Raw genomic sequence first — 11,900 nt, 5'->3', positions numbered from 1 at the left:
CTGCGCGCGGTCGTCGAGGGCACCCGCGACGTCGATCCGGGCGAGTTCCGCCGCCTGTCGCCGGCACCCGTGAACCCCCGGGACGCCGCCGTGCTGGTCCTGTTCGGCGAGCACGAGACCCGCGGGCCGGACCTGTTGCTGCAGCTGCGGGCGAACAGCGGCGGCGCGCACTCCGGTCAGGTCGCGTTCCCCGGTGGCTCGAGCGAGCCGGGGGACGACGGCCCGGTCGCGACCGCGCTGCGGGAGGCCGTCGAGGAGACCGGCCTCGACCCGTCCGGCGTGCGCCCGCTCGCGTTGTTGCCCACCCTGGGCATCCCCGTGTCCGGCTTCCACGTCACGCCGGTGATCGCGCACTGGGAGAAGCCGAGCCGGGTCTGGGCGGTCGACCCGGCGGAGAGCGCGGCCGTGGCGCGCGTGCCGGTCGCTGAACTCGCCGACCCCGCGAACCGTTTCACGTGTAGACATCCATCCGGGTTCTCAGGACCCGCGTTCGCGCTGCCGGGCATGCTGGTGTGGGGCTTCACCGCCGGTGTGCTGACGCTGCTGCTGCGGCTCGGCGGGTGGGAGCGGCCATGGGACGGTTCGGTCGTACGCGACCTTGACGCCGCGTGGCGTTCAGTTGGCTGACGGCGTCGGGGAGGAATGAACGCGTGAACTGGGTCGACCTGGTCGTGGTACTGCTCGCGATCCTGGCCGCGATCTCGGGGGCTCGGCAGGGCGTGATCACCGCGCTCCCCGCGTTCATCGGGGTCCTGCTGGGTGCCGTCGCGGGCATCAAGATCGCGCCGCTCGTGGTCAAGTACATCGAGTCGACGCCGACCAGGGTCGCGTTCGCCGTGGCCATCTTCGTGCTGCTGGTCGCGCTGGGGGAGACGCTGGGGGTCTGGCTGGGCCGCAGCCTGCGTCAGAAGATCAAGTCGCCGAAGCTGGCCGGCGTGGACAACGCGCTGGGCGCCATCGTGCAGGGCGCCGTGGTGTTCGTTGTCGCCTGGCTGATCGCGTTACCGCTGGTCACCGTGGGCGGGTTGCCCGATCTCGCGTCGGCCATCCGCAACTCGACCATCCTCGGCGGAGTCGACCGGGTCATGCCGCAGGCCGCGCAGGACCTGCCGGACGAGCTGCGCAGGCTGCTCGACGTGTCCGGCTTCCCCGAGGTCGTCGACCCGTTCGACCACACGCCCAACCGCGAGGTCGCGCCGCCGGACCCGGCCCTGCAGGGCAGCGCGGTCGTGCAGAACGTGCGGCCCAGCGTCCTGAAGATCCACGCGCGGGCGCCGTCCTGCTCGCGGGCGCTCGAAGGATCCGGCTTCGTCGTTGCCCACGAGCGGGTCATGACCAACGCCCACGTCGTGGCCGGCACCAGCGAGGCCGTCGTGCTCACCGACCAGGGCGAGCTGGAGGCCCGGGTCGTGCTGTACGATCCGGAGACCGACGTGGCCGTCCTGGCCGTGCCGGGGCTGACCGCGCCGGTGCTGCGGTTCGCCGGCCAGCCGGCGGAGTCCGGGCAGGACGGGATCGTGCTGGGCTACCCGCTCGACGGCGGCTACCAGGCCGCGCCGGCGCGGGTCCGCGACGAGATCAACCTGCGCGGGCCCGACATCTACGACTCGAACCAGGTGGAGCGGCAGGTGTTCACGCTGCGGGCACTGGTGCAGAGCGGCAACTCGGGCGGTCCGCTGGTGAACACGCAGGGCCGCGTGATCGGGGTGATCTTCGGCGCCGCGACGGACCAGTCCGAGACCGGCTTCGCCCTGACCGCCGGCGAGGTGGCGGACGACGTCAACGCGGCCCCGAACCTGTCCCGCGCGGTGTCGACCGGCAACTGCGCAGCCTGACCGAAGAGGTGCCCTCGGGACGGTGGACGTCCCAAAGGCACCCTCAGGGCATTAGCCGGCCGCGCAGTGCGTGCCCGGCCGCGGTGGCCTGCCGTTCACGACGTAGTCCGTGAAGACGGCCTTCGTGCAGTCGGTGCGGTTGGTGATGCCGTGGCCCCAGCCGTCGTAGGTCAGGAGCACGCTGCGGTCGATCTGCCGGTTGACGTCCTGCGCCCACTCGTAGGCGGTCGCCGGGTCGTGCAGCGAGTTCATGATCAGCACCGGCGGGACGCTCCGGGCCACGTGCGTCCGGTGCTGCGGGTTCGGCGTGGCCGCCGGCCACGCCGAGCACAGCGTCAGCGCGGCGAACGCGAAGTGCGCACGCATGGTCGGCGCGGCCTCGGTCTGCTTGCGCCACATCGCTTCCCACTCGCCCTGTGACGAGAGGCGCACGCGGTGGTCGGCACAGAACGCGGCCAGCGGGAACGGCGCCGGCTCGTCGGCGGCGAGCGTGGCCGGCCCCCCGGACAGCTGCCGCAACAGTTCCGCGGTGTCCGACCAGTGCGGCGTGTAGAAGGTGTTGAGCACGGCCTGGACCAGCTCGAAGGCGCTCACCGGCAGCTCACCGCGGGCCGCCCGGTCGAACAGGTCGCCGTACACCTGACCGACATCCTGCCCGTGCAACACACAGCCGGCGTCCGCCGCGCACCACTTCGCGAACTCGCCGAACGCGTCCTCGCCGGTCCTCGCCTCCGTGACGGCGAACCGCGTCGGGTCGAGGCCGTGGTCGAACACGCTGTCCAGCACCAGACCCCGCACCCGCCGCGGGAAGTTCTCCGCGTACATCTGGCCGGCGAGCGTGCCGTAGGACCGGCCGTACAGGGTGATCTGCCGCTCGCCGAGCGCGGCCCGGATCGAGTCGATGTCCCGTGCCACGCTGACGTTGTCGATGTGGTCGACCAGCGGACCGGTGTCCCGCCGGCAGCTGTTGCCGAGGTCGCGGGCGTATTCCTGCAGGTCCGCGAGCCGCGCGCCCGTCTCCGGGACGAAGTTCGGCAGGTTCGCGACGAGCGTCGGGTCGCAGACGACCGGGTGGCTGCGGTTGGTGCCACGCGGGTCGTAGCTGACGATGTCGAACCGCTCCGCGACGGCCGGCGGCACGACGTTCCCGCCGAGCAGACGGTTCACGCCGGAGTCACCCGGGCCGCCCGGCATGTAGACCAGCGTGCCCTGCCTCTCACCGGTCGCCCTGGTCCGGGCGATGGCGAGGTCGATGGTGCCGGTGGCCGGGTGCGCGTAGTCGATGGGCACGGGAATGGTCGCGCAGTCGACGTTGGTACCGCATGGTTGCCAGCCGATGGCGGGTTCCGCGGCGGCGGTCGTGGTGGCGGTCGTGAGGCCGGTGAGTAACAGCGCGGCGAGCAGTACTGCTCCGCGTTTCATGAACCCTCCCAATGGGCTGTGGATCTCCCCGGGAGTGAGTATGTGTGCGCGATCTACCTTGCTGGCTCAGGGAGATCCCTGAGATGTCCCCCCTGTTGGGCGAGGAACCGCGTGAGGAGGCGGTTGGTCGCGACCGGCGCCTCCTGCTGCGGGAAGTGGCCGACGCCGTCGAGCGTGTGGGTGCGGACCGGGCCTGTGGCCCACTTCTCCGACACCGTGCGCGTGCGGGGCAGCACGCACGGGTCGAGTGCGCCCGCGATCTGCAGCACCGGCACGCTGATCCGGCGCTGCATGGCCTCGGTGTACCGGCGGCCCTCGCTGCGCAGCTGGGAGCGGCCGGCCCAGCGGTAGTACTCCAGCGCGCTGTGCGCGACGCCGCGGACCATCATGGCGGAGCGGTGCCGGGTGACGGCGGCGGCGAAGTCGGCGGTCTCCGTCCACTGTGGCCCGGAGCGGTGGCGCATGAGCGCCTCGACGGTGGCGGCGTCCTTGCGCGTGAGCCACCGTTCCGGCACGACCGGGACCTGCGCGCGGAACACGTGACCGAGGGCGCGGGCCTGGTTGTTCGCCTTCCGCTGCAACGCGGTCCGGAACATCTCGCGGCGCAGTGCCATCGGGTGCGCACCGGCGATGCTGGTCACCGAGCCGACCAGGCGCGGGTGGAGCGCGGCGACCGTCCACGCGAGCATGCCGCCCCACGCGTGGCCGACCAGGTGTGCGCGTGGCTCACCGAGCGCCTTGACCAACCCGCCGACGTCGCCGGCGAGCGTCCAGGCGTCGTAGCCGCGGGGTGGCTTGTCGGAGTCGCCGTAGCCGCGCAGGTCGACGGCGACCGTGCGGAAACCGGCGTCGGCCAGCGCGCCGAGCTGGTGCCGCCAGGTCCACCAGAACCCGGTGAAGCCGTGCAGCAGCAGGACCAGCGGACCCTCGCCGGCCTCGGCGACGTGCAGGCGGATGCCGTTCGCGTGGACGTCGCGGTGCACCCAGGGTCCGTCGAGGCGCACTGTCGACGGGTCCGGTCGCACGATGGCGGTCAAGGGATCACGGGTGCCGGCGGTCGAGCGCGTCGTGCCCGTCGTCGCCCCGGTTGCGGAGCACGGCCACGGTGCTCTTGGCCGAGTCGATCGTCCGCTGTGGTGCCCGGATTCGCTTGAACTTGCGGTAGCCGAAGAACACGATCAGGAGGATCAGGACGATGGCGGCCCCGAACAGCACGAGGAAGCCCAACCAGGGGTGGTCCTCCCAGTCGAACATGTCGTTGAACCCGAGCGCGAGCGCCACCAGCGGGAACGGCAGGGCGAGCAGGAAGAGCACGAGCGCGACGATGAAGGACACGCTGCCCGTGAGCGCCTTCTTCACCTCGCCGGTCAGCTCGGTCTTCGCCAGCTCGAACTCGCCTCTGACCAGCGTCGAGAGGTGCGTGGTCGCGTCCTTGACCAATCCGCCGATGGACTGGTCGGCCGCCGTGCTCACGTCGTCCGAGAGCGGGATCGACGGAACCCTCGGCAGTCCCGCCCCGTTTCCGTGGCTGTTCTCGCGCGCGCTGGTCACCGCGACATCGTGCCACGTGCGTGTGATAGAGGCCGGCCGGGCGGGGTCAACTCGCCGAGCGGGCCTTGTTCCGCCGCACCAGGAGCACGGCCGCGAGCAGCGAGGCGACCAGTGAGGCGGCGAGCACGGCGGCCTTCGCCAGCTCCATGTCCGGCCCCTCGAGCGACAGATCGGCGATCAGCAGGCTGACCGTGAACCCGACCCCGCCGAGCATCGCGACCGCGACCAGGTCCTTCGACGTGACGTCGGCGGGCAGTCGCGCGGCCCCCAGCCGCACGGCGAGCAGCGCGGACCCCGTGATCCCGACCAGCTTGCCGACCACCAGCCCCACCAGCACCGCGAGCCCGAGCCGGTCGGTGAACAGGTCGCCGAACACGTTCGCGCTGATCGGGATGCCGGCCGCGAACAGTGCGAACAGGGGCACGGCGAGCCCGGCGGACCACGGCTGCAGCCGGTGTTCGAGCCGCAGGCACGGCGAGGAGTCCTCGCCGGGGTCGGCACGCACGCGGGTCAGCAGCGCGAGCGCGACGCCCGCGACCGTCGCATGGATGCCGGACGCGTGCACGGCCACCCAGGTGGCCACGACGACCGGCACGTACAGCCAGGGCGTGCGGACGCGCCTGTGCTGGAGGAGCCGGTAGAGCCCGAGGAGCAGGACCGCGACGGCCGCGGCGAGCAGGTCGAACGTGCCGGTGAACACGATCGCGATCAGCAGGATCGCGCCGAGGTCGTCCACGACGGCGAGGCTCAGCAGGAACACGCGGGCACCGCCGGGCAGCCTGGACGCGGCGAGTGCGAGCACCCCGAGCGCGAACGCGATGTCCGTGGCGACCGGGATGGTCCAGGCCTGGGCCATGCGCGGATCGCCCCAGCCGATGGCCAGTGCGAGCAGGGCGGGCACGACCATGCCGCCGACGGCCGCGATCACCGGGAGCAGGGCGTTCCTGAGCCGGGACAGCTCACCGACGACCAGCTCGCGCTTGAGTTCCAGGCCGGCGACGAAGAAGAAGAGCGCGAGCAGCCCGTCCTTGGCCCAGTCACCGACGGTGAGGTCGAGATGCAGCACGTGCGGGCCCAGCTCGGCGTCGCGCAGCGCGTGGTAGACGTCCGCCCACGGCCCGTTGGCGGCGAGCAGGGCGAGTGCGGTGGCGACCAGGAGGATGGAACCGCCTACGGTTTCCGTGCGTAGGTAGCGGCCGAGGTCGGTCAACGGATCTCCTCTCCGCCGACCAGACTTCCCGGCACACCGGGCTCCATGTTAGCCGGTGGTGACCCCGAACAGCACGCCGACGAAGTACGTGACCAGCATCGTCAGCGCGCCGACCCCGACGTTGCGCACCACCGCGCGCCGGACGTCCGCGTTGCCGAGCCGCGCGCTGACCACCCCGGTGAGCACCAGCCCGACCACGACGGCCGCCGCGCACGACCAGACCCGCACGCTGGCACCGGGGAGGATGATGGCGAGCAGCGGGAGCAGCCCGCCGACGGTGAACGCGAGGAGTGACGCCCACGCCGCGTGCCAGGGACTGGTCAGGTCGTCCGGGTTGATGCCCAGCTCGGCCTGGGCGTGTGCCTCGAGCGCGTCCTTCTGGGTCAGCTCGTGCGCGACCTCGGCGGCCAGCTCGGGGGAGAGGCCCCTCTCCTCGTAGATCCCGGCGAGCTCCCGCTCCTCCTGCTCGGGCATGGTCTCCAACTCGTATCGCTCCAGCCGGAGAGCGGCCTGCTCGGTGTCCCGCTGCGTGGAGACGGAGACGTACTCACCGCCGGCCATCGACAGCGCCCCGGCGACCAGGCTCGCGACCCCGGCGATGACGATCGCGGTCCGGTCGCTGGTGGCACCCGCCACACCGACCGCGACCCCGGCGACCGAGACGATCCCGTCGTTCGCGCCGAGCACGCCGGCACGCAACCAGTTCAACCGCTCGCCGAGACTCGCGTGGTGCGGCTCGCCGGGGTGGGTAACAGACACCCTTGGTATTGAACCGTGTGCGGCTACCAGGCGCGCCCCTAACCTCATGGTCCATGAAGCTCGACTTCCCGCCACCCGCCGACGGCTGGCACGAGTACTGCGTCGCCTGCCAGGCCGAGACGGTCGACCGGGGGTCGGAGAACGGCAGGGAGCACTTCGACTGCCACACCTGCGGCCACCGCGACGAACGCCGGATCATCATCGACCCGGCCGTGACCTGGTGGACCGCCCCCGACGGCGAGTACTGGCACGAGACCGCGGGCGTGTTCGTCCGCGACGCCGGCCGCTTCCTGTTCTTCGAGCGGACGATGTTCCCGGTCGCCGCACTGACCGTGCCCGCGGGCCACGTCGACACGGGCGAGTCACCCGAACCGGCCGCACGCCGCGAACTCCACGAGGAGACCGGCCTGCGAGCGCCCCACCTCGAACACCTGACAACGGAGGACATCACCGGCGATTCCTGCCGCCGCGGCTCGGACGCCCACCGCTGGTACGCCTACGCAACCGACTTCGACCCGACCCAGGAGGTCCGGCTGAACGAGGAAGGCGTCAACGCACAGTGGCTGACCCTGTCGGAGGCTCTGACGAGGGACCTCACCCACCCCGTCCGACACCTCATCGAGCACTACCGGAACGACCTCGAGTAGAAGCCGGCACCCCCGTGCGGGGGGATGCCGGCTTCTCCGCGGTCACTCCTCCGAGCTGGAGCCTCTCAGGCCCTGGGAGATCAGGTCCATCACCGACGAGTCGGCCAGGGTGGTCACGTCGCCGATCTCGCGGTTCTCGGCCACGTCGCGCAGTAGGCGGCGCATGATCTTGCCCGAGCGGGTCTTGGGCAGCTCCGGTACCACCATGATCTGCCGCGGCTTGGCGATCGGGCCGATCTCCTTCGCCACGTGGTCGCGCAGTGCCTTGATCGCGGCCTCGCCCCTGGCCTCGTCCTCGGCGAAGCCGCCGCGCAGGATGACGAACGCCACGATGCCCTGGCCGGTCGTCTCGTCGGAGGCGCCCACGACCGCGGCCTCGGCCACCGTCGGGTGCGACACCAGCGCCGACTCGACCTCGGTGGTCGAGATGCGGTGGCCGGAGACGTTCATCACGTCGTCGACGCGGCCGAGCAGCCAGATGTCGCCGTCCGCGTCGTACTTGGCGCCGTCGCCCGCGAAGTAGAAGCCCTGGTCGGCGAACCGCGACCAGTACGTCTCCCGGTACCGCTCGTCGTCGCCCCAGATGCCGCGCAGCATCGACGGCCACGGCTGGTCGAGCACCAGGTACCCGCCGCCGCCCTTCGCGACCTCGTTGCCCTGGTCGTCGACGACCTTCGCCGAGATGCCCGGCAGCGCGCGCTGGGCCGAGCCCGGCTTCGCCGGCGTCACGCCCGGCAGCGGCGAGATCATGATCGCGCCGGTCTCGGTCTGCCACCACGTGTCGACCACCGGCGTCCGGTTGTCACCGATGTTCTCCCGGTACCAGATCCACGCCTCCGGGTTGATCGGCTCGCCGACCGAGCCCAGCACGCGCAGCGAGGACAGGTCGTACTCGGCGGGGATGTCCTTGCCCCACTTCATGAACGTGCGGATCAGCGTCGGCGCGGTGTAGTAGACCGTCACGCCGTACTTCTGGACGATCTCCCAGTGGCGGCCCTCGTTCGGCGTGTTGGGCGTGCCCTCGTAGACCACCTCGGTCACGCCGTTCGCCAACGGTCCGTACACGATGTAGCTGTGGCCGGTCACCCAGCCGATGTCGGCGGTGCACCAGTACACGTCACTCTCCGGCTTCACGTCGAAGACGTTCCGGTGCGTGTACGCGCACTGGGTCAGGTAGCCGCCCGCCGTGTGCAGGATGCCCTTCGGCTTACCGGTCGTGCCCGAGGTGTACAGGATGTACAGCGGGTGCTCGGCGTCGAACGCCTCCGGGGTGTGCTGGTCGGACTGTCCCTCCACGACGTCGTGCCACCACAGGTCGCGGCCGTCGGTCCACTCGACGTCGGTGTCCGTGCGCTTCACGACCAGCACGTGCTCGACCGAGGGCGTCTGCGCGACGGCCTCGTCCACCGCGGTCTTCAGCGGCGCCGGCTTGCCGCGGCGGTACTGCCCGTCGGCGGTGATCACGAGCTTGGCCTGCGCGTCGTCGATCCGCGAGCGCAGGGCCTCGGCCGAGAAGCCGCCGAACACGACGCTGTGGGTCAGGCCCAGGCGTGCGCACGCCAGCATCGAGAAGATCGCCTCGGGCAGCATCGGCAGGTAGATCGCGACCCGGTCGCCGGCCCGTAGGCCCAGCGAGAGCAGTGCGTTCGCGGTCTTGGACACCTCTCGCTGCAGGTCGGCGTAGGTGATCGTGCGGCCGTCGCCGGGCTCGCCCTCCCAGTGGATCGCGACGCGGTCCCCGTTGCCGGCCTCCACGTGACGGTCGACACAGTTGTACGCGACGTTGAGCTTCCCGCCGACGAACCACTTCGCGAACGGCGGGTTGGTCCAGTCGAGCACCTCGTTCCAGGGGGTGTCCCAGCTCAGCTTGCCGGCCTGCGCCGCCCAGAACGCCTCGCGATCGGCATCAGCCTGCTCGTACAGCTCGGCCTTCGCGTTGGCCTGTTGGGCGAACTCGTCGCTCGGGGGGAACGTCCTGCTTTCCGTGAGCAGGTTGTCCAGCGTCTGGCCCTGGCCGGACTGCTCGGTCATGATGCGGATCCTCCTCGACCCGAGAGGTGTGTGACGCCACGACCGTAGTGCTCTATCACGCGAGATGACAGCACGTACAGAGGTCCAGACCAATGAACTGGCGGTTCACGTACGGATGTCACCCGGTAGTGTCCGTCACCGTGACAGACCCCCTGGCGCCGCTGCTGGAACTGCCCGGCGTCGACGAGGCGGTGGCCGCAGCACGCGAGGCGGTCGACGCCGTACACGGACACCCGGCGAACCGGCGTGGCTGGCCGGCGACCGCGGCAGAGGCTTCGGTCCGCGCCGCACGGGCGTCGGCGGCACTGGACGGCGGCGACGCGGAGATCCCCGTGACCGGTGAGGTCACCGAACCGCACCTCGCGGGCGCCCTGCGCATCGGTGAGTCGATCGGGCCGCTGCTGCCGGTGTGGCAGCGCGCGCCCATGCAGGCGCTGGCGAGACTCCACGTCCTGGCCGCCGCCGACCTGTCCGACGACGAGTCCCTCGGCCGGCCCCGCGAGGTGCACGCCGTGTCCCGCCGGCTGGACATCCTGGCCGACATCGTCGCCGGCGGCACCTCGGCACCGGGCCCGGTCCTGACCGCCATCGTGCACGGCGAGCTGCTCGCGCTGTCCCCGTTCGTCTCGGCGAACGGCGTGGTGGCCCGTGCCGCCGCCCGCATCACCATGATCGCCACCGGCCTGGACCCGAGGGGCCTGATCGTGCCGGAGGTCTTCTACCTGCGCAGGTCGGACCGCTACCGCGAGGCGCTGGCGGCCTTCAAGAAGGGCGGCCCGGACGGCATGACCGAGTGGCTGCGCTTCAGCTGCGAGGCGATAGAAGCTGGCGCCCGCGAGGCCACGAGCATCGCCGAGGCGGCACTCCCGGCCTGACTCCAGCCGGAGTCCAGCGTGCCACGTGCGGGACCGTCCACCCTGGGTGCAGGCGAGTCCCCCCTTCCTCGCCGAACGGGATCCCCCCTCCCAAGGTGGGCCGAGAAACCCTAGCGTCTCGGCCCACCTGCACCAAGACGGTCGACCTCAGAGGGCGGTCGCGCCGAGGGCGGCGAGTGCCTGGCGGACGTGGCCGTCGGCGACGGTGAGGGCGGTGGCCGCCTGTTCCGTGTCCGCCCCCGACAGCAGGTGCACGAGTGCCACCTTCAGGTCACCGTGCGCCTCGTCCAGTGCCCGCGCGCACTCCTGCTGCGGCACGCCCGTCGCCTCGCGGAGGATGCGCAGGGTGCGGCCGCGCAGCTTGGCGTTGGTGGCCCGCATGCTGACCATCAGGTTCGAGTAGGTGCGGCCGAGCTTCACCATCACCGCGGTGGAGAACGACGTCAGCACCAGCTTCTGCGCCGTGCCGGCCTTCATGCGCGTCGACCCGGCGACCACCTCGGGGCCCGTGTCGACCTCGATGAGCACGTCGATGTCGAGCAGCCCGGTGGCGTGCGGGTTGGAGAAGACCAGACCGGTCCGCGCCCCCCGCTCCCGCGCCGCACGCAGCGCGCCGAGCACGTACGGCGTGCGGCCCGACGCGGTCAGGCCCAGCACGAAGTCACCAGGCGACGCGGACGCCGCGAGCTCCGCGGCACCCGCCTCGTCCTGGTCCTCGGCGTCCTCGACCGCGGTCTGCAGTGCGACCGCCCCACCCGCGTGGTGCACGACGAACCAGCCGGGCGGCGCGTTGTAGGTCGGCAGCAGCTCGGCCGCGTCCACGGTGGCCAGTCGGCCGGAGGTGCCGGCGCCCACGTAGTGCACGCGGCCCCCGTTCCGCAGTGCGTCGACGGCGAAGTCGACCGCCGCGGCCAGCGCGGGCAGCGCGGCGGCCACCGCGTCCGGCACGAGGCGGTCCTCCGCGTTGATGGAGCGCAGGAGGTCGAGCGTTGACAGCTGGTCGAGGTCCGTCGTGCGTGGATTGCGACGCTCCGTCGGCGAATCGACGTGTACGGCCTGACGCGGCACAGTCATCAGCGACCTCCCCCAGCGATCATTTACCGGTCTCCCGCGCCTTGCGGCGACCGTCGTGACGGGTCTCGAGACGGTGCGAGCCCACCGCGTCCCTGGTGTCGTCGAGGGCCTTCATCGTGTCGGCCAGGTGGCGCTGGGCGATCCCGATGAACAGGCAGTCGACGACGGTCAGCTGCGCGATCCGGCTTGCCGTGGCGCCGGACCGGAACGTTGTCTCCCGCGCCGCCGTGGTCAGCACGAGGTCGGCCACCTCGCTGATCGGCGCGGTGGGGAAGTTGGTGAGGGCGACCGTGGTGGCGCCGGCCCTCCTGGCCTCACGCAGGGCCTCGACGGTGTCGGCCGTCGCGCCGGTGTGGGAGATGCCGACGGCGACATCGCCCCTGCCCAGCACGGCGGCGGAGGTCAGCATGATGTGGGTGTCGCTCCAGGCGAAGCTGATCCGGCCGATGCGGTGCAGCTTCTGGTGTTGGTATGAGGGTAGTTTAGGGATTGAGTG

At 71.4% G+C, this 11,900-nt stretch carries 12 protein-coding genes; 4 read left to right on the top strand and 8 right to left on the bottom strand.

Annotated features, from left to right (window positions below):
- Positions 1–627, top strand: a 627-nt coding sequence (locus ACJ73U_RS42815; protein ID WP_407783517.1) for an NUDIX hydrolase, incomplete at its 5' end; no start/stop codon positions are given.
- A 23-nt stretch (positions 628–650) separates the two neighbouring features.
- A complete protein-coding gene (locus ACJ73U_RS42810; RefSeq protein ID WP_407783516.1) occupies positions 651–1,835 on the top strand; it encodes a MarP family serine protease in 1,185 nt (394 codons plus the stop codon).
- Positions 1,836–1,886: 51 nt separating this feature from the next.
- On the opposite strand, the gene ACJ73U_RS42805 is transcribed toward ACJ73U_RS42810, so the two are convergent.
- From ACJ73U_RS42805 to ACJ73U_RS42785, 5 genes are read right to left on the bottom strand one after another with little or no spacing between them, the layout of a single operon-like run.
- The gene (locus ACJ73U_RS42805) at positions 1,887–3,257 is read right to left on the bottom strand and encodes an alpha/beta fold hydrolase (protein WP_407783515.1); all 1,371 of its coding nucleotides are present in this window, start codon (positions 3,255–3,257) and stop codon (positions 1,887–1,889) included.
- A 53-nt stretch (positions 3,258–3,310) separates the two neighbouring features.
- Positions 3,311–4,285: an alpha/beta fold hydrolase gene (locus ACJ73U_RS42800; protein WP_407783519.1), complete on the bottom strand. Its 975-nt coding sequence runs from the start codon at positions 4,283–4,285 to the stop codon at positions 3,311–3,313.
- A 13-nt stretch (positions 4,286–4,298) separates the two neighbouring features.
- A complete protein-coding gene (locus ACJ73U_RS42795) occupies positions 4,299–4,808 on the bottom strand; it encodes a phage holin family protein (RefSeq protein ID WP_407783514.1) in 510 nt (169 codons plus the stop codon).
- Positions 4,809–4,854: 46 nt separating this feature from the next.
- Positions 4,855–6,018: a Na+/H+ antiporter NhaA gene (gene nhaA / locus ACJ73U_RS42790; protein ID WP_407783513.1), complete on the bottom strand. Its 1,164-nt coding sequence runs from the start codon at positions 6,016–6,018 to the stop codon at positions 4,855–4,857.
- Between the two features lie 48 nt (positions 6,019–6,066).
- Positions 6,067–6,825, bottom strand: a complete 759-nt coding sequence (locus ACJ73U_RS42785; RefSeq protein ID WP_407783512.1) for a VIT family protein — start codon at positions 6,823–6,825, stop codon at positions 6,067–6,069.
- Positions 6,826–6,830: 5 nt separating this feature from the next.
- On the opposite strand from ACJ73U_RS42785, the gene ACJ73U_RS42780 reads away from it, so the two are divergent.
- Positions 6,831–7,424, top strand: a complete 594-nt coding sequence (locus ACJ73U_RS42780) for an NUDIX hydrolase (RefSeq protein ID WP_407783511.1) — start codon at positions 6,831–6,833, stop codon at positions 7,422–7,424.
- 42 nt (positions 7,425–7,466) lie between these two features.
- Here the strand turns inward: ACJ73U_RS42780 and acs are convergent, their stop codons facing one another.
- Positions 7,467–9,455 carry an acetate--CoA ligase gene (gene acs / locus ACJ73U_RS42775; RefSeq protein WP_407783510.1) on the bottom strand — a complete coding sequence of 663 codons (1,989 nt, stop codon included), beginning with the start codon at positions 9,453–9,455 and terminating at the stop codon, positions 7,467–7,469.
- A 140-nt stretch (positions 9,456–9,595) separates the two neighbouring features.
- On the opposite strand from acs, the gene ACJ73U_RS42770 reads away from it, so the two are divergent.
- A complete protein-coding gene (locus ACJ73U_RS42770; protein ID WP_407783509.1) occupies positions 9,596–10,330 on the top strand; it encodes an oxidoreductase in 735 nt (244 codons plus the stop codon).
- Positions 10,331–10,477: 147 nt separating this feature from the next.
- Here the strand turns inward: ACJ73U_RS42770 and murQ are convergent, their stop codons facing one another.
- Complete coding sequence (gene murQ, locus ACJ73U_RS42765) at positions 10,478–11,407, bottom strand: N-acetylmuramic acid 6-phosphate etherase (RefSeq protein ID WP_407783518.1); 930 nt, start codon at positions 11,405–11,407, stop codon at positions 10,478–10,480.
- A 16-nt stretch (positions 11,408–11,423) separates the two neighbouring features.
- On the bottom strand, positions 11,424–11,900 hold a 477-nt coding region (locus ACJ73U_RS42760; protein WP_407783508.1), incomplete at its 5' end, for a MurR/RpiR family transcriptional regulator.

Origin of the sequence: Actinophytocola sp. (assembly GCF_045807065.1) — a bacterium.
Taxonomy (GTDB): domain Bacteria; phylum Actinomycetota; class Actinomycetes; order Mycobacteriales; family Pseudonocardiaceae; genus Actinophytocola.
The sequence above is the reverse complement of the archived record's forward strand: the minus strand, read 5'-3'. Positions and strand labels throughout refer to the sequence as shown.

Excerpts from the sequence above, each read along its gene's own strand:
- ACJ73U_RS42785 (WP_407783512.1), bottom strand. The coding sequence starts at position 6,825 with ATGAGGTTAGGGGCGCGCCTGGTAGCCGCACACGGTTCAATACCAAGG.
- ACJ73U_RS42805 (WP_407783515.1), bottom strand. The coding sequence starts at position 3,257 with ATGAAACGCGGAGCAGTACTGCTCGCCGCGCTGTTACTCACCGGCCTC.
- acs (WP_407783510.1), bottom strand. The coding sequence starts at position 9,455 with ATGACCGAGCAGTCCGGCCAGGGCCAGACGCTGGACAACCTGCTCACG.
- ACJ73U_RS42780 (WP_407783511.1), top strand. The coding sequence starts at position 6,831 with ATGAAGCTCGACTTCCCGCCACCCGCCGACGGCTGGCACGAGTACTGC.